This window comes from Mycobacterium florentinum, assembly GCF_010730355.1.
GTDB lineage: Bacteria > Actinomycetota > Actinomycetes > Mycobacteriales > Mycobacteriaceae > Mycobacterium > Mycobacterium florentinum.
Genome location: NZ_AP022576.1, coordinates 5,622,558 through 5,641,899, shown reverse-complemented (window position 1 = coordinate 5,641,899; position 19,342 = coordinate 5,622,558). Strand labels below are relative to the sequence as shown.

The window sequence follows — 19,342 nt, the reverse complement described above, 5'->3', positions numbered from 1 at the left end:
CCAAAAAGCTGGATCGGGGCTGCTAGGCCCCCTTGAGCCGCACCGCCAGGTAGTCGGCGACGGCGTCCATCGACACCCGCTCCTGGGTCATCGCATCACGTTCGCGCACGGTGACGGCGTTGTCCTCCAGCGAGTCGAAATCCACCGTCACGCAGAACGGCGTCCCGACCTCGTCCTGGCGCCGGTAGCGGCGACCGATCGCGCCGGCGTCGTCGAAATCGATGTTCCAGGACTTCCGCAATTCGGCGGCCAGATCGCGGGCCTTGGGGCTCAGGTCGGCGTGCCGGGACAGCGGCAGCACCGCCGCCTTGACCGGGGCCAGCCGGTGGTCCAGGCGCAGCACGGTGCGCTTGTCCACGCCGCCCTTGGCGTTCGGGGCTTCGTCCTCGGCGTAGGCATCGATCAGAAACGCCATGAACGACCGCGTCAGGCCGGCCGCGGGTTCGATCACGTACGGCGTGTACCGGGTGTCGCTGACCTGGTCATAGAAGGACAGGTCGGCACCGGAATGCTTTGCATGCGTTGATAAGTCGTAGTCAGTGCGGTTGGCGACGCCTTCCAGCTCACCCCACGGGTTGCCCTGAAAACCGAACTTGTACTCGATGTCGACGGTGCGGTCGGAATAGTGCGACAGCTTCTCTTTCGGGTGTTCGTACAGGCGCAGGTTGTCCGGGTTGATACCGAGGTCGGTGTACCACTGCTGCCGGGTGTCGATCCAATACTGGTGCCATTCCGGGGCGGTCGACGGCTCGACGAAAAACTCCATCTCCATCTGCTCGAACTCGCGGGTGCGGAAGATGAAGTTGCCCGGGGTGATCTCGTTGCGGAAGCTCTTGCCGATCTGCCCGATGCCGAACGGCGGCTTGCGCCGCGCGGTCGTCACCACGTTGGCGAAGTTGACGAAGATGCCCTGCGCGGTCTCGGGCCGCAGATAGTGCAGTCCCTCCTCGGTCTCGATCGGACCGAGGTAGGTCTTGAGCATCATGTTGAATTCGCGCGGCTCGGTCCACTGACCTGGCTCCCCGGTCTCCGGGTCGCGGATATCGGCCAGCCCGTTGGGGGGCGGATGCCCGTGTTTGGCCTCGTAAGCCTCGATCAGGTGGTCGGCGCGGTAGCGCTTGTGGGTGATCAGCGACTCGACCAGCGGGTCGTGGAACACCTCGACGTGCCCGGAGGCCACCCACACCTGTCGCGGCAGGATGATCGACGAGTCGAGCCCCACGACGTCGTCGCGGCCGGTGACCACGGCGCGCCACCACTGCCGCTTGATGTTCTCCTTGAGCTCCACGCCCAGCGGGCCGTAATCCCACGCCGACTTGGTGCCGCCGTAGATCTCCCCCGAGGGATAGACGAATCCACGCCGTTTGGCCAGGTTAACGACGGTGTCGATGACGGACGCCACGGCGTGGTCCACTCCCTTTCGGATGGCTGCGAGGCAGGGCGGCAAATCGTCGCCCACGAAACATCAGCAATGGTATCGACCGGGCCGTGGTCTTTGACATGCGTCATCATGCATGTGACAGTGGAAGTCGTTCTCCACAGTGGGCACTCCAGGTACCCCGCACTTTTCGAGGTGATGACGCTCGCATGGTGATGCCCTCTTCATCGCCGGCCGCTCCCCGTGGCTCATCGTCGGAACTTGTCGCTCACCGGCACGGCGAGGCGGGCGCCGGCGAACATTCCCCGTTCGCCGAATATCCGGTGCCGCCGTCGCGCGAAATCCTGGACGCCGCCGGCGAACTGTTGCGCGCCCTGGGCGCACCGGTGCGGATCGCCATCGTGCTGCAACTGCGCGAATCCCAGCGCTGCGTGCACGAGCTGGTCGACGCGCTGGGCGTGCCACAACCGCTGGTCAGCCAGCATTTGAAGATCCTCAAGGCGGCGGGTGTGGTCGCCGGGGAGCGGTCCGGGCGCGAGGTGCTGTACCGCCTGGCCGACCACCACCTGGCGCACATCGTCGTCGACGCCGTCGCACACGCCAGCGAGGACACGCCATGACACAACCGAGCGTCCGTTCCACCCGTCAGCGGGCGGCGATCTCCACGCTGCTGGAGACCCTGGACGAATTCCGCTCCGCCCAGGAGTTGCACGACGAGCTGCGCCGCCGCGGCGAGAACATCGGGCTGACCACCGTCTACCGGACGCTGCAGTCGATGGCGTCGGCGGGAATGGTCGACACGCTGCGCACCGACACCGGCGAATCGGTCTACCGGCGATGCTCGGAGCACCATCACCACCATCTGGTGTGCCGCCACTGCGGGTCCACGATCGAGGTGGGCGACCACGAGGTCGAGGAGTGGGCGGCACAGGTGGCCGCCAAGCACGGCTACTCCGAGGTCAGCCACACCATCGAGATCTTCGGGACCTGCGCGGACTGCGGACGCTGATTAGCCGAGTGTGCGGCCGGCGGATTCCGGGACGCCGTCGCTAACGCAGCGATTTCCAGAACTCGATGACGGTCTCCGTCCACCGTTGGACACGACCGACCGGAGTGGGCGGTGCGGCGATGGTTACCAGGCTTCGTGGTCGCCGCGGCTGGCTGACCGCCAGGACGATGCCCACGTGCCCGCCCCACGCGTTGCCGATCCAATCCACCGGCTCGGTGATACCGAGCTCATCGAGCAGCTCACCGGCGGCGTGCGCGCAATCGTCGAGCGAAAAATCGCGATGAATGGGACTGCTGCGGCCGTAGCCGGGCCCATCGATCGTCACCGTGCGCCGGTGCGCGCCGAGCGCGTCTACCAGCGGACCCCAACTGCGTGAATCGACCCACAGGCTGTTCCACAGCACGACCGGCGGCCCCGACCCTGCCTGCTGCGGCCAGTCCTTCAGCGATATGTGCGCGACCATGCAGCGCCTGCTCGACCAACTCGACGCCGACGAGGCGTATCGCTGATCAGGTCGTCAGCACACGCCGCATCTCGGCGCCGCCATCGAGCACCAGCAGGATCAGGGTGCGCAGGGCGTCGTCGGCCAGGCCCGCGCCGGGAAAGTTGTAGCGCAGCATCACGTCCGCGGTTTTGGATGCGCCCTTGCCGGAGTTGCGCTGCGCGGCCTTGTCGCTGACCTTCTCCACCACGGTCACGTTGCCGAAGTTGCTGTCATGCGCCTGCTTGGCCACCTGATCGCTGAGCTTCTTGGTCAGCGGCAGATCCCACGCCACGACCTGGGTGAGCGACACCAGGTCGAGGCCCTCGGCGATGTTCACCACCCGCAACGACGCGAAGGTGCCGTCGTGGTGCACCGTGAGCCCGCCGTCGGCTTCCTCCTCGACGGTCAGCACGTCGCGGAGAATCGAGGCCAGGCGCTGCTGCAGAGTCGGCATCAGGCGCTCCCAAACCGTCGGTTGCGGTCCGCATACTCCTCGCAGGCCGCCCACAGGTCGCGACGGTCGTAGTCGGGCCACAGCTTGTCTTGAAAGATGTATTCGGCGTACGCCGCCTGCCACAGCATGAAATTGCTGGAGCGCTGCTCCCCCGAGGTCCGCAGAAAGAGATCCACGTCGGGGATGTCGGGCCGCTGCAGGTGATGCGCCACCGTCGCCTCGGTGATGCGCTGCGGGTTCAGCCGGCCGGCGGCCGCCAGGCGTGCGATTTCCCTTGCGGATTCCGCGATTTCGGCGCGACCGCCGTAGTTGACGCAGTAGTTGACGGTGATGACGTCGTTGCCCTTGGTCATTTCCTCGGCGACCGCCAATTCGTTGATCACGCTGCGCCACAGGCGGGGCCGCGACCCTACCCACCGGATCTTGACCCCGATCGCCTTGAGGTTCACCCGGCGCATGCGCACCACGTCACGGTTGAAGCCCATCAGGAAGCGGACCTCCTCGGGGGAACGCTTCCAGTTCTCGGTGGAAAAGGCGTAGAGGCTGAGCCACTTGATCCCGATTTCGATTGCGCCGCAGACGACGTCGATGACGACCGCCTCCCCCGCCTTGTGGCCGTCGGTACGGGTCAGTCCCTGTTGGGTGGCCCAGCGGCCGTTGCCGTCCATCACGATGGCCACATGGTTAGGCAATCGATCCGCCGGGATCCGCGGCGCGACCGCCTTCGAAATGTGCTGGGGTGGCCGGCTCGGGCCGCCGTCGGGCGAGGGCGGCAACTCGGGGAACGCCACCGGCCAGGTCGACCGGTCGGGAAAAGTCGGATAGTCCTCGGGCGCGGCGGGCAGTTGCGGGAAGTCGGGGGACCTCAATTTGCGTTCGTGGTGCTTAGCCACAGGCCTCATCCTGCCCGATCAGCGCGGCGCGCTGATCGGCGATGGTTCGGTCGACCCGATAATTGCGCTCCACCAGCGGCAACGTCTTGAGCTGACGTTCCAGATGCCATTGCAGGTGGGCGGCCACCAATCCGCTGACATGGCTGCGGTGGGATTGCGGCGTCGCCTCGGCGGCCTCCCAATCGCCGTCGTGCAGCGCGGACATCAGTTCCAGCACACCCAGCGGCGGTGTGGTCGAGCCCGCGGGGCGGCAGTGGCCGCAGACGCTGCCCCCGGCGGCGATGTGAAATGCCCGATGCGGGCCAGGCGTGGCGCAGCGGGCGCACTCGGTGAGCGCCGGCGCCCAGCCGGCGATGCCCATGGCACGCAGCAGGTAGGCGTCCAGGAGCAGGTCACGGGGGCGGCGTCCGTCGGCCACCGCCCGCAGCGCGCCGACCGTGAGCCGGTGCAGCGCCGGGGCGGGCGCGCGCTCCTCGCCGGCCAGGCGCTCGGCGGTTTCCAGCATCGCGCACCCGCAGGTGTACCGGCCGTAGTCGCTGACGATGTCGCTGGCGAACGAGTCGATCGAGACGACCTGGGTGACGATGTCGAGATTGCGGCCGGGATGCAGCTGCACATCGATGTGCGCGAACGGCTCCAGTCGCGCACCGAATTTGCTGCGGGTGCGGCGCACCCCTTTGGCCACCGCACGAACCAGCCCGTGATCATGCGTCAGCAGGGTGATGATCCGGTCGGCTTCGCCGAGCTTGTGCTGGCGCAGCACTACCGCTCGGTCTCGATATAGCCGCATCTCAATAGTTTTGCACCCCGCCGCGACATCTCGGGGATCCGCGCCGATAGTCTCGTACCCCGTGATTGGCGCTTTCGAGTCCGCTTCCGGGTCCGCTTCCGGATCCCGTGGCACGCGCCTGCCCACACTCACTGACCTGCTCTATCAGCTGAACAGCCGCTCGGTGACGTCCGACACATTGGTGCGTCGTTCGCTGCACGCGATCGACGCCAGCCAGTCCTCGCTGAACGCATTCCGGGTGGTCCTGACCGAGTCGGCACTGGCCGACGCGGCCGCGGCCGACCGGCGACGGGCCGCGGGCGACACGGCGCCGTTGCTGGGTGTCCCGATCGCCGTGAAAGACGACGTCGATGTTGCTGGTGTGCCCACCGCCTTCGGCACCGACGGCCACGTCCCGCCCGCCACCCAGGACTCGGAGGTGGTCCGCCGCCTCAAGGCGGCCGGGGCGGTGATCGTCGGCAAGACCAATACCTGCGAGCTGGGCCAGTGGCCGTTCACCAGCGGGCCCGGGTTCGGGTACACCCGCAATCCGTGGTCGCGGCGACACACTCCGGGCGGGTCGTCGGGCGGCAGTGCGGCCGCGGTGGCCGCGGGCCTGGTGACCGCCGCGATCGGCTCCGACGGCGCCGGCAGCATCCGCATCCCCGCGGCGTGGACGCACCTGGTCGGGATCAAGCCGCAGCGCGGCCGCATCTCGACCTGGCCACTGCCGGAGTCGTTCAACGGGATCACGGTCAACGGCGTGCTGGCCCGCACGGTGGCCGACGCGGCGCTGGTGCTAGATGCCGCGTCGGGCAATGTCGAGGGTGATCGGCACAAGCCGCCGCCGCTGCGGGCGTCCGACTACGTCAGCATCGCGCCCGGGCCGCTGAACATCGCGCTGTCAACCCGGTTCGCGTACACCTTCTTTCGGGCCAAGCTGCATCCCGAGATCCTGGCCGCGACCCGTGCCGTGAGCAAGCAGCTCCAATTGCTGGGCCACACGGTCGTGAGCGGCAACCCGGACTACGGTGTGCGGCTGGGGTGGGACTTTCTGGCCAGATCGACTGCGGGACTGCGGGAATGGGAGGAGCGACTGGGTGACGGCGTCGTCTTTGACCCCCGCACCCTTTCCAACCTGCGGATGGGCCATGTACTGGGGCAGGCGATCCTGCGCAACGCGCGCGTGCACGAAGCCGCGCTGCAGCGCCGGGTGGGCTCGATCTTCGACATCGTCGACGTGGTGGTGGCCCCGACGACCGCGCAGCCGCCCCCGCTGGCCCGTTCCTTCGACCGGCTGAGTGGCTTCGGCACCGACCGCGCCATGATCAAGGCGTGCCCGGCCACATGGCCGTGGAACGTGCTGGGCTGGCCGTCGATCAACGTGCCGGCCGGGTTCACCTCGGAGGGCTTGCCGATCGGTGTGCAGTTGATGGGCCCGGCGAACAGCGAGGGCATGCTGATCTCGCTGGCCGCCGAGTTGGAGGCCGTCTGCGGTTGGGCCGCCAAACAGCCGAAGGTGTGGTGGGAGCACGAACACTTCCGTCCGCACGATTAGAAACGTTGGTGCACAGCCCTTCTCGATGACAATGAGGCACGCTCACCGGGGTGAGCGTGCCTCATCCGATCAGTGGACGACGACTCGCTTGTCGATGTTCCCGGCGGCCCGCTCGTCAGTGCTGGCGTAGGCGTCGGCGGCCGTGCCCAGCTTGACGGCGAGGTCCTGGCAGACACGTTGCAGTGCTTCGACCGTGGACCGCCGCGCGTCCTGCACACGGGTCAGCGCGACATTGGAGGGCTCGCTGGCCACACCGTGGGTGAGCCAGAGGTCGGAGCTGATCCCTTTGGTTACCTCGGCCGCGGATCCGATCTTGGCGGACGCTTTGTTCTCAATGGTGGCCAGCTCGTCGAGGTAGTTCGGTGTGACGACTAAATCGGACATGGGTTGATCTCCTTTTGATTTTCAAGTCTGTATCGGGTTATTCACAACAGTTTTGGGTGTACCTACGGGTCTATCCGGCGCGTCGTACGGTGGCCTCGGCCGCCGTGAACTCGATCGGTGCGCGCTCGGCACCCTCGGTACCCCGGGCCGCTGCGGCGTCCTCGACGTCGTCGGCGAACCCTTCCTCCTCGATGAGACCAGCCTTCTGGCCCGTCCGGGGCACCGGGTAAATCGGGCGCGGCCCCGCATTTTGATTGAGTCGCGGTGCCTTTCCGGGTATTTGAGCAACCGAGGCCACGGGCGCAACGCTGTGGGACGACGTGGCCGCGGGAGTCGCCTCATCCGGGACACCCAGCACACGTCGCCGGGGAGGTTCTTCCGCGTTGGTCAGCGCGCCTTGCTTGGCCGAAGCGTCGGTCGTGACGACGTCGACCGCGCTGAACACGTCGGTCATCTTCCGCGAGACCTCGCCGAAGTCGGGCGTGGTGGACTTCACCGCGACGGCCACCTGCGACTCGGCGGACGTGGTACCCGTCGCACTCGGCGCCAGCTTTTGGTACTCGCTAGTCAAATCGTTTGCCTTGCTTGCATTTTCCTGCGAGTAGTGGAGCAGCGTGACAACGAAGGAGCTGGCAGCACCGATCCCCAGGATGGCAACCGTGGTGGCGAAAGTTGCGGCCAGGGCGAGGCCGGCCGGCTGAGGTGCCGACAGCTTCAGGGCCAACTCGATGCCAAATGCCGCCATCAGTAGGTCCTTCAATATGCCGAAGGCCAACCGCATGTGGGTGACCCACTCGGCCTGATTCTTGGTGATGTCGGCAGCCTGGCGGTCCAGCTCGGCCATCGCCTGCGCGAGAGTTCTCAGTGCGGCCACCTGCTGGGAATACGCGTCCGACGCATCACCCTGCCAGCCGTCGTCGGGGAGGGCCGCCTTCAGCCGTTCGGAGATTTCGGTGAGCTGTTGCGAACCCGCGATGAAATCTGCTCCGTCGCAAGGCGGCCCGAATCCGGTCGTCAGCTCCACAATATCGACGACGGTGAGCGTCTTGAGGATCAGACTGGTGGTGTCCTTGTTCCCGCCGACCGCGTCGAACTCTTCGGGAGACATGTTGCGCGACAGTCGATATTGCTGAATCAGCTTGTAGCCGACCAGGCCACCGGACAGCGCGTCAGCGCCCATGCTTGTCACACTCGACGCCAGATATTCACCGCTGAAGTTTGAGCTGCCGGCGCCTTTGAATTGCTCGCCCAGGCTGCCCAGGTTGATGACAAGCCGTGCGGCATCTACAAATACGGTCATCTGTGGTTCCTTGCTCTCGATGCGTTTGGTGAGGTTCGGCGATGAACCCGGCCGGTGGCTCTCCGGCCGTTGAAAGAATTCTCGGCAATTGCCCTTGACAGATTCTTGGAGCGGGTTTGCGAATTACGCTGCCTCGGCGAAGGGGACGTCGAGTCGCGTCGCGAGGTGGTTCCAGTACAGCCACTCGGCGACGTTGCCACGCTGGGCAGCCGGGTCCGCGGCGGTGTGGGCCCGGTGCAGGACGACCTCTTGGGTGTGGACGGCGTAGGCGTGCATCGCCCGAAGATGCGCGGCCTGGCGGCCGGCCAGCTTGCTGGCCAGCGGTTGCATCACCGCGAGCCACAGCATGGCACGCTGACTGGCCGGTGGATTGCCAACGGGCGCCGGGGGTATCAGCTCGAGCAACCCCCGATCCGGCGTCGCTGCCAATCGATCGGCCGCTGCCGGGTCCACCACTTCGAGCCGGGTTCGTCCCTGTATCTCGCCGCCGGCCGGGATGTCATCCGGGCTCAACACAATCTTGGCCACGCCGGGATCGGAATCGGCCAACTGCTCGCGGGTGCCTATGACCGCCCGCAACTCGGCGTTGTGATGGCTCGCCCAGGCCTGCACGGCCAGGACCGGGTAGGTGGCCCAGCGCGCCCGCTCAAAGGCCGGGATCGTCTCGTCGGCGCTTGCCATGTGCACCTTTTCGGGCAATCGCACCCCGTCGGGAATGTAGGCCAGCCCGTAGCTGTTGGCCACCACGATCTCGCCTTCGGTGGTCACCGCGGTCACCCAGAAGAACCCCATATCCGGCGTGCTGCCGGCGACGGGTGCATTCAGGGCGGCCGCGACGTGCCGCGCCAGCCGTAGCCCATCGGATCCGGTGCCACGCGCCGCGTTACCGACCGTGGCATCGGCGATGGCATCACGCGCGGCTCGCGCCGATGAAACCGAAACCAACTGGACCGCAACGGTTTCAGGAACACTGGTGGTTTCGGTCGACTGCTTGCGCACGGCGGCCCGGTGCCGCGGCGCCGGCTTGGCGGCTGCCGCCGGTCGCACCGCGGACGCCTTGCCCGACGACGCCTGTCCGATCGGCGGACGCGAACCCGATCCCGCGCTCTGACCACCACCGGCCGCGGCCGGCGTCATCGGCGCGCCCGGTGCCATGGGCAGGGCCGCAGTGCCGGTGTCGTCGGTCTGGGTGGGCGACGAGTATCCCGACGACGGCCGAACCGACAACACACCGTCGCTCCGCACACCCCCATGCGGATTCGGTGCTGTCGCCGAACCGTGCAACGCCGCCGGACGCAGGCCGGAAGCACCCGGCATCGCGGCCGCGGAGGCGGCGACGGAGGCCGCCGGGGACAACGATGCCGGACCTTGCGATGGCGAAACCGACGCCGGCTCCGGCAATGGAGGCAGCGCCGCGGTGAGCCGCTGGCCGACACCCGGAATCGACGACGACGGCAGTGCCGGCGCGATCGGCGCCGGGTCCACCGACGCAGGCCGCGCGGGAGTGCTCGCTTGGGACTCGTCTTCGGGAGGTAAAGCCTGCTGGCTCAGCAGATTCCGCAGGGCATGAACCGGAGGCTGCGCTTGCTTGCTTGCCAAGATCTGCTCGGCGGTGTCGGTAACCACGCCGGCATTCGCCGCGTGCGTCGCGCTGAGGACCGCATTGATCGCGTCGGTCCGCGCGGCGTCGTCGAGGCCGGCGTCATTCTCCAGGTCGTTGATCTGCCGGTGGGCGAGCTCCACGTTGTCGCCGATCTCCGACTTGGCTCGAACTACCCAGCCCGCGATATCACGTTGCCAGGCAATAACTCTCGCCAAACGGCGTTGGAGCGTCGTCAGATCATCGATGCGCGTGCCAAGCTCGTCGCCGGCGGCACCGGCGGCACCGCCCGTCCAGACGCCGACCTCGAAGACCTCGATCCGCTGGTGCCGGCAGGCTTGCAAGACCTCGGTGACATCCGACAAGACCCTCGTGTATTGCTGAGCCCGGTCGTACAAGGCGTCCTCATCGACCTGCGGCCACCCGTTCGGCTCGAGCATCTGCTCGGCGTACTGACCCGTCGGCTTCACGATGCTCATGGCTTCTGGCCCTTCTGATCGGTGCCGTTCTTCGGTACCGGGAGTCGCCCGATGATGCCTTCGGTCCATGCCCGGTTTTCGGTGTAGATCGCGTCGTCGTCCTGCTGCAGTCGTTTGCCCTTGCCGAGACCCCGATCGCCTTGGGCGCCAAGGGGAGCCGCGCCCATGCCGCCCGGGCCCATCGAGCCGCCCGGGCCCGCGCCCGGCATCGCAAAGGCCGGGCTTGGGCCGCCCTTTCCCGCCGGGCCCGGCGACGCCGAGGAGTAGTACGGATCCTTCAGCGGCGTCGACGGCACGCCGAGCCCGCCGAGGCCGGCCGACGCGGGCTTGAGTGACGGCGATCCCCCTTTCGGCAGACCCGGTACCTTGGTGTCTTTCACACCGGCCAGGTTCGGCACCGCGGGCGTCTTCGGGGTGCCGGCCGAAGGCAGACTCGGAATGCTGGGGACGCTGGGAACCCCGGCCGACGCGTCACCGGCTGAGCCGTCGGGCAGGACTGTCCCACCGTCGTCGGGAATGTCACCGCTGTCGGACGGCGGATCGATGGGGTAAGCCTCCGGCGGCTTCGGAGGGTTGACCGGGGCCAGCGGCAGGGTCGCCTTCTGCTGAAATTCGGAGACGAGCTCGTCCGACTTTTCCTGCGCCTTCTGGAAGAATTCGATATAGGACTGTTTGTATGGCGCCTGAGCGGGGTCGTCCCAAATCCTTTCCCAGGTTTCTTCGCACCGCAGAATCTCCGCGTAGTCGAGGACGTAGTCACCGCCGGCGGGATTGTAATCGGGATAGACGATGTGCACACTGCGCATCCACTTGTGCGCATCGACGACCGTGTGGGCCTGCGTGACGAGCTGGTTGCACAAGTCCGCCATTGCGTTCAACCACGTTCGCTGTTGATCGAAGTTTGCTTCGACGGCCGAGCACGCGGTGCCCGACCATTCGGTGAAAGGCCGGAACCGATTGGCGGCCCGCAGCAGCGCCACCCGATAGGCCGCCCACGCATCCGCGAACGCAAGAAACGCGGCGCCTTGGTCGGGTTGCTCCAAGTCGAACGCCCGCTGCTTGACCGCCTGGAATTCGACCGGCAGCGGGTCCGCCGCCAGGCGCGTGTCCTTCAGCGCGGCCCGATCCACCACCTGATCGGCGAGCTTGACCGGGGCGTTGGACACCGGGGTTCCGTTCTGCAGAGACTGCGCGGCACTCTCGTCCGCATCCTCGTAGGCGTCGGCCGCGTTGCGCAGCGACTCCGCCAGACGTGTCCGCTCGCGTTCACCCACGGCCAGGTAGGTCCGCATGTTGTTCGCGGACAACACCAGTTGTTCGGCCGCCGCGACCGTCGGCGCCAGGTTGCTCGGCGCCTGCAGAGCTTGCATTTCCGAGGGCAGGCCGGGAATCGGCTCCTCCAGCTCGGCGGCCCTGGCGAGCAGTTCCTGCTTTTCGACGTTGACTGTCAGCGGTTGCGTCATGGCGGTGGTCCTCCTTCGGCTGTCTGGACCGTTGGAGAAGACCTTCTCCTCAAACCCTCAAAGGATTCTTGGAACCGATCGGCCCATCAGTTGGGCCGAACCTCGATGCCGCAAAAGACTTGGCTAAAAGCCAAGCCGTCCAAGCTGTTTAGGGTCGCTTTGCCAGTTCTTGGCGACCTTGACGCGCAGGTCGAGATAGACCTTGGTGCCCAGCAGCTTCTCGATCTGAGCCCGCGCCGCCGTCCCCACTTCGCGCAGCCGGGCCCCGCCCTTGCCGATGATGATGCCCTTCTGACTGTCCCGCTCGACGTAGAGCAGCGCGTGCACGTCGATCAGGTCGTCGCGATCCTCCCGCTCGTTCACCTCGTCGATGACCACCGCCAGCGAATGCGGAAGCTCGTCGCGAATCCCCTCCAGCGCGGCCTCGCGGATCAGCTCGGCCATCAGGATCTCTTCGGGCTCATCGGTCAGCTCACCGTCGGGGTAATACGCCGGGCCGGGAGGCAGCGCCGCGGCCAGCACGTCGATCAGCACGTCGACCTGGCTGCCGGCCACCGCCGACACCGGGACGATTTCGGCCGAGCCGTCGACGAGTTCACTGACCGCGACCAGCTGGGCGGCCACCCGGTCCTTGGGCACTTTGTCGATCTTGGTGACGATCACCACGAGGGTGGTTCTCGGTGCGACCGAACGAATCTGGTCGAGGATCCAGCGGTCTCCAGGACCGATCGCCTCGTCGGCCGGGATGCACAGCCCGATGACGTCGACTTCGGTGTAGGTGTCGCGGACCAGGTCGTTGAGTCGTTTACCCAGCAGGGTGCGTGGCCGGTGCAGGCCCGGGGTGTCGACCAGGATGATCTGAAAGTTCTCCCGGTGCACGATGCCGCGGATGGTGTGGCGAGTGGTCTGCGGGCGCTTCGACGTGATCGCCACCTTGGTACCGACCAGAGCGTTTGTCAGCGTCGACTTGCCGGTGTTCGGCCGGCCCACCAAACATACGAAGCCCGAACGGAATTCGCTCATAACGGGGTGCCGGCACGGTCGGTGAGAATGATCGCGGCGGTCGGGCTGAGCTCGCGCACCGCGGCGATGCCGGGGTCGTCTGCCGAGCCGGCCACCAGCACGGCGGCCTCCAGGCCGGTGGCCCCGCTGGATACGGCCGCGGCCACCGCAGCCTGCAGCCCGGTGAGCCGTAACGCCGATAAGTCCACCGGCGCAGCCGCATACGTGCGGCCGTCGACATCTCGCACCGAGGCGGCACCGTCGGCCTGGACGCGGGCCATCGCGGCGCGCGCCAGCACCACCAGCTTTTCGTCCTCGGCGTCGAGCTGCTCAGCCATGGTGAGTGTCCTCCAGCTCGTGCTCCTCCGATTCGACCGGGCTCAGCAGCACGGTGCCGATCCGCAGCCGCCCGCGATGGTCGGGGCCACCCTCGGCACGCAGCCGCAGGCCGTGCGAGACCACCTCGGCGCCGGGCAACGGAACCCGGCCCAACTCCAGAGCCATCAGGCCGCCCACCGTGTCGACGTCGAGATCGTCGTCGAATTCGACGTCGTAGAGCTCGCCGACGTCTTCGATCGGCAGCCGCGACGACACCCGAAAGTGCTTGTCGCCCAAATCTTCTATCGGCGCCACCTCGGCCTCGTCGTACTCGTCGGCGATCTCGCCGACGATCTCCTCCAGCACGTCTTCGATGCTGACCAGGCCGGCGATCGCGCCGTACTCGTCGACGAGCAGCGCCATGTGATTGCGGTCGCGCTGCATTTCACGCAGCAGCGCATCCAGCGGCTTGGAGTCCGGCACGAACACCGCGGGGCGCATCACCTCCGACACCTTAGTGTCGCGGCCACCATCGGCAGCCGAAAACGCCTGCTGGACAAGGTCTTTAAGATACACTACCCCGACGATGTCGTCGACGTTCTCGCCGATCACCGGAAGGCGGGAATGTCCGCTGCGCACGGCCAAGTTCATGGCTTGGCTGGCGAATTTGTCACTTTCGATCCAGATCATCTCGGTCCTCGGCACCATCACTTCACGCGCCGGTGTGTCACCGAGTTCGAACACCGACTCGATCATCCGGCGCTCATCGGCGGCCACCACGCCGCGCTGCTGGGCCAGGTCGACGACCTCGCGCAGCTCGATCTCGGACGCGAACGGGCCGTTGCGCAAGCCGCGACCCGGTGTGAGCGCGTTACCGATAAGCACCAGCAGCCGGCTGAGCGGCATCAACAGGGTCGAAATCACTTGCAGCGGAAGAGCTGTCACCAGCGAAATGGAATACGCATGCTGGCGGCCGAGAGTCCGCGGACCCACCCCGATGACGACGAAGCTGGTCAGCACCATGATGGTCGCGGCGCCGAACACCGCCCAATTCAGGCCGAAGTTGTCGTAGAGAAACACCACGAGCAGCACGGTCGCGGTGACCTCACAGATGATGCGCAACAGCACCACCAAGTTGATATAGCGCGGCCGGTCGGCCATCACCCTCGACAACGACCGGGCACCGGGGCGCTCATCGCGCACCAGCTCGGCCACCCGGGCCACCGAAACCGTACTAATCGCGGCGTCGATCGCCGCGAATGCCCCACCCAGACAGATCAACGCAATCGCGCCGAGTAGCTGAGATATCCCGGTCAACGGCGCTAATGCCTTGACTCGGTCGCGGACTCTTTTTGGGCCTCGTCACCCTTGCCCCGCCGATTGAGCAACCCGGCGATGACGACGACCGCCATCACCAGCAGCCCGTATCGCACCGCCCACGGCCACCAGGCTTGGACGGGCGGGGCGGGCTGCGCCGGTTGGGTTTGGTCTCCGCGAACGGCCAGCGCCACCAGGAAGTCGCCGTTGTCGGTCGGCCCGAAGCCCGGCAGCGACTGGGTCTTACTCACCCTGATCTGCACGCCGGTGGTGGGATCGACGACCTGGCCCCAGGCCACGGTGGTGTCGTCGAGCAGGAAGGTGTCCTGACTGCCGACGGGTTGGCTCTCGTCGCGCCCCACCACCGCCACCTGGCCGATTTGCACGATCTGGTTGTCGGCGGGGACGTCGGCCAACACGTTCTGGTACAGGGTCGGCGGTGCCGGGGCGACGTACTCCGGCGGCGGCGGACCCTGCCAGTTGGGCGGCGGCACGAAGGCCCCGCCGTAGAAGCTGCCCGCCGCCAGATAGCTCTCGCCGACCGCGGTGAACGACACCAGGCCCACGGTGCCGGCATCCAGCACGATCCGGCCACCGGCCGGAAGGTAGGCATCCTGGGAAGCGCCGTCGTAGGTGTAGCGGAAGGTCATCGCCTGGCTGAGCGGGTTGTACAGGGTCGGGCGGTGATACTCGTCGTAGTCGACGAAGTCCCAGTGCCGGGGCCGGACCAGCACCTTGTTGTCGGCCCTGACCTGGTCGATGTTTTCGCTGTGGGCGGTGATGACGTTCTGCACCTGCTGGTTGAAGTCCGTCGGGGTCGGCGGCTTCGGCGGGTCGGCGAGATTGAGCCGTGCCGCGGGTGCGGCCTTGGCCGCCGCGACCGCCTGCGGTGGCGCGTCCAGCTTCTTCGGCGGTGCCATCACCCCGACGTTTCTGGGCGCACCCGGGGCCTGCGGATTGATCTTCGGGGTCTGCACCGGTGTGGGAGCCGGGCGCGTGGAAGTGGGCGGCAGGGGCAGCGGCGGTGGCTCCGGGATGTACACCGGGGTGCTCGTCGGTGCCGGGGCCGGCCGTGGCGCGGGGGCGTTGCACACGTTCGCGGTGTGATACGCGTTCACGTAAAACAGGCAGTGCTGGCAGGACACGGGGTTCGACCCCTCGCCCGCGCACGGAGACGCCTGTGCCACACCGGTCGTACCGGCCAGCACCACCAACGGCGCCAACGCCATGGCGGCGCAAACCGCGATCCAGAGTGCTCTCTTTAAAAGGCTCAATTGTCGAAATACCTTGACTTGTCCAGCAACCGGCGATCCTTCTCGTCTTGCCGGTCGTAGTGGTACGCCTCGACCTGTTCGGCTACCCACTCTTCGAGAAGCCGCCCCTGCAGGGCGAACATCTCCTTCTCCTCGTCGTGCTCGGCGTGGTCGTAACCAAGCAGGTGCAGCACGCCGTGAATCGTCAACAGCGCCAACTCATGTCCGAGACTGTGGCCCGCCGCGGCGGCCTGCTCGGCCGCGAATTCCGGGCACAGCACGATGTCGCCCAGCATCGACGGCCCCGGCTCGGGTGCGTCCGGCCGGCCGCCGGGCTCGAGCTCGTCCATCGGGAAGCTCATCACGTCGGTCGGACCGGGCAGGTCCATCCAACGCATGTGCAGGTCCGCCATCGCCGCCGTGTCCAGCAACACCATCGACAGTTCGGCGCTCGGATTGACGTCCATTCTGGCGATGACGAACCGCGCGACGCTCACCAATTCGGCTTCGGAGACGTCGATGCCCGATTCGTTGGACACTTCGATGGTCATGGCCGGCTCACCGCATCATCATCGGCGATTTCGGGTCCCGGATGCGTGCCGAGCGGCCCGATTCATGCCGGCATCCGTGTCCTCGTGGCGGGCGTAGGCGTCGACGATCTCGGAGACCAGCCGGTGCCGGACCACATCCGCGCTGGTCAACTCGGCAACCTGGATGTCGTCGATGTCTTCGAGGATGTCGACGGCCGCCCGCAGGCCCGACTTCGCTCCGCCCGGCAGGTCGATCTGGGTGATATCGCCGGTGACGACCATCTTGGAGCCGAACCCCAACCGGGTGAGGAACATCTTCATCTGCTCGGGCGTGGTGTTCTGTGCCTCGTCGAGCACGATGAAAGCGGAGTTGAGGCTGCGTCCCCGCATGTACGCCAGCGGCGCCACCTCGATCACCCCGGCCGACATCAGCTTGGGGATCAGCTCGGGATCCATCATGTCGTAGAGGGCGTCGTACAGCGGCCGCAGATACGGGTCGATCTTCTCGCTCAGCGTGCCCGGCAAAAAGCCAAGGCGCTCACCGGCTTCCACGGCCGGTCGGGTCAAGATGATCCGGGTGACCTGTTTGGACTGCAGCGCGTGGACCGCCTTGGCCATGGCCAGATACGTCTTGCCGGTACCGGCCGGCCCGATGCCGAACACGATGGTGTGGGCGTCGATGGCGTCGACGTAGCGCTTCTGGTTGAGCGTCTTGGGCCGGATCGTCTTGCCCCGGCGCGCCAGGATGTCGAGGGTGAGTACCTCCGCGGGTGACTCGTCGCCGGTGCCGACCAGCATGGCGACACTGTGACGCACCACCTCCGGCGTCAGCGATTGGCCGCTGGCCACGATCGCGATCAGCTCGGAGATCGCGCGCTCGGCGAGCGCCACGTCGGCCGGTTCGCCCGAGATGGTGACGGCGTTGCCGCGAACATGCAGGTCGGCGCTGAGTACGCGTTCGAGGGCGCGCAGATTCTCGTCTGACGAGCCCAGCAAACCGACGACGAGATCAGGAGGAATGTCGTTGCTGCTGCGCACCTGAGCGTCGGCCTGCAGGGCCCCAGCTGCATCAGCAGCGTTGGTCTCGCGTGGCGTCACGTGGTTTCCGGTGCCTGCCTTCTCGGCTCGTCAGGGGTTGTGCGGATGCCTCAGTGTACGCCGAGGGCTCCGTCTGGTCAGCCGCGAGCGGCCCCGGCGGCCCCACCTCGACGGTTTGCTCCCATCGGCCGGTGAGCACGCCGAGCGCGCCCAGGGCCACCGCGGCGGCCGTCGAAGTCCGCAGCACCTGCGGGCCAAGCCGTATCGCGACGGCGCCCGCGTCGGTCAGCGCCGCCAGCTCCTCGGGCGCGACACCGCCCTCGGGGCCGACCACCAGGAACAGTGAGGTTGCCCGCGCCACCGCGACGTCCGCGATCCCCTCGGTCGCCGACTCGTGCAGGACCACGACCATCGCGCCACCGGCCACTTCGTCGCGGATCCGCTGGACCAGAGCCGCCGTCGACACCACACCGTCGACGGGTGGAATGTGTGCCCGCCGCGATTGCCGGGCCGCCGACCGGGCGACCGCACGCCAGCGGCGCAGCCCCTTCTCGACGCGGGCGCCCTGCCAGCTGGCCACGCAGCGGGCGGCCTGCCAGGCCACGAACGCATCCGCGCCGGCCTCGGTGGCCAATTCGATCGCCAACTCCGAACGATCGGACTTGGGCAGCGCCTGCACCACCGTCGCCGACGGCTGCGGCGGGTCGACGGTCCAGCGGTCCAGCACCCGGGCGCGCAGCCCGTCGCGCCCGGATTGCTCGACCACGCAGCGGGCCAAACCACCGGCGCCGTCGCCGAGCACCAGTTCCTCCCCGGACCGGATCCGGCGCACCGTCGCGGCGTGAAACCCCTCATCGCCGTCCACGACGGCCAGCCCACCGGTGTCGGGCAATGCTTCGGCGTAGAACAGCGTCGCCACCATGTGTGGGCCTCGGGTCGTGGCTAGCGCCCGGTGAAGGTCTCGCGCAGCCGGCTGAACAGACCACTGCCGGTGTGCGTCGAGCGGACCTCGGGCACGTCGCGGCTGCGGCGGGTCTTCAGCTCGCGCAACAGTTCGCTGTCGTGGTGGTCCAGCCGCGTGGGAACCACCACCTCGACGTGCACGTGCAGATTCCCCCGGGTGGCCGAGCGTAGCTGCGGCATCCCGTGGCCGCGCAGCGTGATGACCGAACCCGGTTGGGTGCCAGGCGGAATGACGATCTCGCTGGTGCCGTCGAGGATGGCGTCGACGCTGAGCGTGGCGCCGAGTGCGGCGTCGACCATCGGCACCGACACCGTGCAGTGCAGGTCGTCGCCGTCACGGACGAAAATGTCGTGGGCCTGCTCGTGCACCTCGACGTAGAGGTCACCGGCCGGGCCTCCCCCGGGCCCGACCTCGCCCTGAGCGGCCAGCCGAACCCGCATGCCGTCGCCGACACCGGCGGGAATCTTGACGCTGATCTCGCGGCGGGCCCGCACCCGGCCGTCGCCCATGCACTGATGGCACGGGTCGGGGATGACCACGCCGACGCCGCGGCAAGTGGGGCACGGTCGCGATGTCACCATCTGTCCCAGCAGCGAACGCTGCACGGACTGCACCTCGCCGCGACCGCCGCAGGTGTCGCACGGGATCGGTGCGGAATCGCCGTTGGTGCCCTTGCCCTGGCAGCGGTCGCACAGCACCGCGGTGTCGACGGTGACCTGCTTGGTCACGCCGGTCGCGCACTCCTCGAGATCCAGCCGCATCCGCAACAGCGAGTCCGAGCCGGGCCGAACCCGGCCGATCGGACCGCGAGACGTCCCACCCCCGGTGAAGCCGCCACCGAAGAACGCCTCGAACACATCACCCAGGCCGCCGAAACCGCCGAAACCGCCGCCGGCTGCCGCATTCTCCAGCGGGTCCCCGCCGAGGTCGACGATGCGGCGCTTCTCCGGATCGCTGAGCACCTCGTAGGCGACGCTGATCTCCTTGAACTTCGCCTGTGCGGCCTCGTCGGGGTTGATGTCGGGATGCAATTCGCGCGCCAACTTCCGGTACGCGCGTTTGATCTCCGCATCGCCGGCGTTCTTGCTCACACCCAGCAGCCCGTAATAGTCGCGTGCCACGCCTGACCTTTCTTGTGCCGCGCGTTAC

Annotated in this window: 20 protein-coding genes; 3 read left to right on the top strand and 17 right to left on the bottom strand. The window is 67.4% G+C overall.

From position 1 onward, the window contains the following. Window positions 1-22 precede the first annotated feature (22 nt). Entirely contained in the window at window positions 23-1,414 is a 1,392-nt protein-coding gene (locus tag G6N55_RS26635; protein ID WP_139826729.1) for a glycine--tRNA ligase, read from the bottom strand. Between the two features lie 173 nt (window positions 1,415-1,587). Here G6N55_RS26635 and G6N55_RS26630 point away from each other — a divergent pair, with 173 nt between their 5' ends. Both G6N55_RS26630 and G6N55_RS26625 read left to right on the top strand, forming a co-directional pair. Further along, window positions 1,588-1,998 (top strand): ArsR/SmtB family transcription factor, encoded by a 411-nt coding sequence (locus G6N55_RS26630; RefSeq protein ID WP_179968102.1) that lies wholly within the window; start codon window positions 1,588-1,590, stop codon window positions 1,996-1,998. Next, window positions 1,995-2,387 (top strand): Fur family transcriptional regulator, encoded by a 393-nt coding sequence (locus tag G6N55_RS26625; protein ID WP_085220620.1) that lies wholly within the window; start codon window positions 1,995-1,997, stop codon window positions 2,385-2,387. The genes G6N55_RS26630 and G6N55_RS26625 overlap by 4 nt, the downstream gene beginning before the upstream one ends. 40 nt (window positions 2,388-2,427) lie before the next feature. Here G6N55_RS26625 and G6N55_RS26620 read toward each other — a convergent pair whose 3' ends face one another. Genes G6N55_RS26620 through recO form a run of 4 tightly spaced genes read right to left on the bottom strand, consistent with a single transcriptional unit; the run spans window position 2,428 to window position 5,008 of the window. Further along, the gene (locus G6N55_RS26620) at window positions 2,428-2,850 is read right to left on the bottom strand and encodes an alpha/beta fold hydrolase (RefSeq protein WP_085220621.1); all 423 of its coding nucleotides are present in this window, start codon (window positions 2,848-2,850) and stop codon (window positions 2,428-2,430) included. A 46-nt stretch (window positions 2,851-2,896) separates the two neighbouring features. Then, window positions 2,897-3,325: a hypothetical protein gene (locus G6N55_RS26615; RefSeq protein ID WP_085220622.1), complete on the bottom strand. Its 429-nt coding sequence runs from the start codon at window positions 3,323-3,325 to the stop codon at window positions 2,897-2,899. Then, on the bottom strand, window positions 3,325-4,218 hold the full coding sequence (locus G6N55_RS26610) for a decaprenyl diphosphate synthase (protein WP_249025765.1): 894 nt from the start codon (window positions 4,216-4,218) through the stop codon (window positions 3,325-3,327). The genes G6N55_RS26615 and G6N55_RS26610 overlap by 1 nt, the downstream gene beginning before the upstream one ends. Then, the gene (gene recO, locus G6N55_RS26605; RefSeq protein WP_085220624.1) at window positions 4,211-5,008 is read right to left on the bottom strand and encodes a DNA repair protein RecO; all 798 of its coding nucleotides are present in this window, start codon (window positions 5,006-5,008) and stop codon (window positions 4,211-4,213) included. The genes G6N55_RS26610 and recO overlap by 8 nt, the downstream gene beginning before the upstream one ends. Window positions 5,009-5,069: 61 nt before the next feature. On the opposite strand from recO, the gene G6N55_RS26600 reads away from it, so the two are divergent. After that, window positions 5,070-6,545 (top strand): amidase, encoded by a 1,476-nt coding sequence (locus tag G6N55_RS26600; RefSeq protein ID WP_085220625.1) that lies wholly within the window; start codon window positions 5,070-5,072, stop codon window positions 6,543-6,545. Window positions 6,546-6,614: 69 nt separating this feature from the next. Here G6N55_RS26600 and G6N55_RS26595 read toward each other — a convergent pair whose 3' ends face one another. The 12 genes from G6N55_RS26595 to dnaJ all read right to left on the bottom strand — a co-directional run bounded on the left by G6N55_RS26595 (window position 6,615) and on the right by dnaJ (window position 19,314). Next, on the bottom strand, window positions 6,615-6,929 hold the full coding sequence (locus tag G6N55_RS26595; protein WP_085220626.1) for an ESX-1 secretion-associated protein: 315 nt from the start codon (window positions 6,927-6,929) through the stop codon (window positions 6,615-6,617). Between the two features lie 70 nt (window positions 6,930-6,999). Then, window positions 7,000-8,229: an EspA/EspE family type VII secretion system effector gene (locus G6N55_RS26590; protein ID WP_085220627.1), complete on the bottom strand. Its 1,230-nt coding sequence runs from the start codon at window positions 8,227-8,229 to the stop codon at window positions 7,000-7,002. Between the two features lie 123 nt (window positions 8,230-8,352). After that, on the bottom strand, window positions 8,353-10,308 hold the full coding sequence (locus tag G6N55_RS26585) for a hypothetical protein (RefSeq protein WP_085220628.1): 1,956 nt from the start codon (window positions 10,306-10,308) through the stop codon (window positions 8,353-8,355). After that, on the bottom strand, window positions 10,305-11,771 hold the full coding sequence (espB, locus tag G6N55_RS26580; RefSeq protein ID WP_085220629.1) for an EspB family ESX-1 secretion system-associated protein: 1,467 nt from the start codon (window positions 11,769-11,771) through the stop codon (window positions 10,305-10,307). The genes G6N55_RS26585 and espB overlap by 4 nt, the downstream gene beginning before the upstream one ends. A gap of 123 nt (window positions 11,772-11,894) precedes the next feature. Beyond that, window positions 11,895-12,794: a GTPase Era gene (era, locus tag G6N55_RS26575; RefSeq protein WP_085220630.1), complete on the bottom strand. Its 900-nt coding sequence runs from the start codon at window positions 12,792-12,794 to the stop codon at window positions 11,895-11,897. Next, window positions 12,791-13,111, bottom strand: a complete 321-nt coding sequence (locus G6N55_RS26570) for a cytidine deaminase (protein ID WP_085220631.1) — start codon at window positions 13,109-13,111, stop codon at window positions 12,791-12,793. Before G6N55_RS26570 ends, era begins: the two co-directional genes overlap by 4 nt. Beyond that, window positions 13,104-14,408 carry a hemolysin family protein gene (locus G6N55_RS26565; RefSeq protein WP_085220632.1) on the bottom strand — a complete coding sequence of 435 codons (1,305 nt, stop codon included), beginning with the start codon at window positions 14,406-14,408 and terminating at the stop codon, window positions 13,104-13,106. The genes G6N55_RS26570 and G6N55_RS26565 overlap by 8 nt, the downstream gene beginning before the upstream one ends. Before the next feature lie 5 nt (window positions 14,409-14,413). Next, entirely contained in the window at window positions 14,414-15,637 is a 1,224-nt protein-coding gene (locus G6N55_RS26560; RefSeq protein ID WP_085220633.1) for a hypothetical protein, read from the bottom strand. Window positions 15,638-15,678: 41 nt separating this feature from the next. Beyond that, window positions 15,679-16,212 (bottom strand): rRNA maturation RNase YbeY, encoded by a 534-nt coding sequence (gene ybeY, locus G6N55_RS26555; protein ID WP_085220634.1) that lies wholly within the window; start codon window positions 16,210-16,212, stop codon window positions 15,679-15,681. A gap of 18 nt (window positions 16,213-16,230) precedes the next feature. Continuing rightward, window positions 16,231-17,289, bottom strand: coding sequence for a PhoH family protein (locus G6N55_RS26550; protein WP_085220635.1), 1,059 nt, complete (start codon window positions 17,287-17,289; stop codon window positions 16,231-16,233). Further along, window positions 17,261-18,151, bottom strand: coding sequence for a 16S rRNA (uracil(1498)-N(3))-methyltransferase (locus G6N55_RS26545; protein ID WP_085220636.1), 891 nt, complete (start codon window positions 18,149-18,151; stop codon window positions 17,261-17,263). The genes G6N55_RS26550 and G6N55_RS26545 overlap by 29 nt, the downstream gene beginning before the upstream one ends. 20 nt (window positions 18,152-18,171) lie before the next feature. Further along, window positions 18,172-19,314: a molecular chaperone DnaJ gene (gene dnaJ, locus G6N55_RS26540; RefSeq protein WP_085220637.1), complete on the bottom strand. Its 1,143-nt coding sequence runs from the start codon at window positions 19,312-19,314 to the stop codon at window positions 18,172-18,174. Window positions 19,315-19,342 lie beyond the last annotated feature (28 nt).

Bases quoted from the DNA above. Each gene is read 5' to 3' on its own strand.
- G6N55_RS26630 (WP_179968102.1), top strand. From the start codon at position 1,588: ATGGTGATGCCCTCTTCATCGCCGGCCGCTCCCCGTGGCTCATCGTCG.
- G6N55_RS26625 (WP_085220620.1), top strand. From the start codon at position 1,995: ATGACACAACCGAGCGTCCGTTCCACCCGTCAGCGGGCGGCGATCTCC.
- G6N55_RS26620 (WP_085220621.1), bottom strand. From the start codon at position 2,850: ATGGTCGCGCACATATCGCTGAAGGACTGGCCGCAGCAGGCAGGGTCG.
- G6N55_RS26615 (WP_085220622.1), bottom strand. From the start codon at position 3,325: ATGCCGACTCTGCAGCAGCGCCTGGCCTCGATTCTCCGCGACGTGCTG.
- recO (WP_085220624.1), bottom strand. From the start codon at position 5,008: ATGCGGCTATATCGAGACCGAGCGGTAGTGCTGCGCCAGCACAAGCTC.
- G6N55_RS26595 (WP_085220626.1), bottom strand. From the start codon at position 6,929: ATGTCCGATTTAGTCGTCACACCGAACTACCTCGACGAGCTGGCCACC.
- G6N55_RS26590 (WP_085220627.1), bottom strand. From the start codon at position 8,229: ATGACCGTATTTGTAGATGCCGCACGGCTTGTCATCAACCTGGGCAGC.
- G6N55_RS26585 (WP_085220628.1), bottom strand. From the start codon at position 10,308: ATGAGCATCGTGAAGCCGACGGGTCAGTACGCCGAGCAGATGCTCGAG.
- espB (WP_085220629.1), bottom strand. From the start codon at position 11,771: ATGACGCAACCGCTGACAGTCAACGTCGAAAAGCAGGAACTGCTCGCC.
- era (WP_085220630.1), bottom strand. From the start codon at position 12,794: ATGAGCGAATTCCGTTCGGGCTTCGTATGTTTGGTGGGCCGGCCGAAC.
- G6N55_RS26570 (WP_085220631.1), bottom strand. From the start codon at position 13,111: ATGGCTGAGCAGCTCGACGCCGAGGACGAAAAGCTGGTGGTGCTGGCG.
- G6N55_RS26560 (WP_085220633.1), bottom strand. From the start codon at position 15,637: ATGGCGTTGGCGCCGTTGGTGGTGCTGGCCGGTACGACCGGTGTGGCA.
- ybeY (WP_085220634.1), bottom strand. From the start codon at position 16,212: ATGACCATCGAAGTGTCCAACGAATCGGGCATCGACGTCTCCGAAGCC.
- G6N55_RS26545 (WP_085220636.1), bottom strand. From the start codon at position 18,151: ATGGTGGCGACGCTGTTCTACGCCGAAGCATTGCCCGACACCGGTGGG.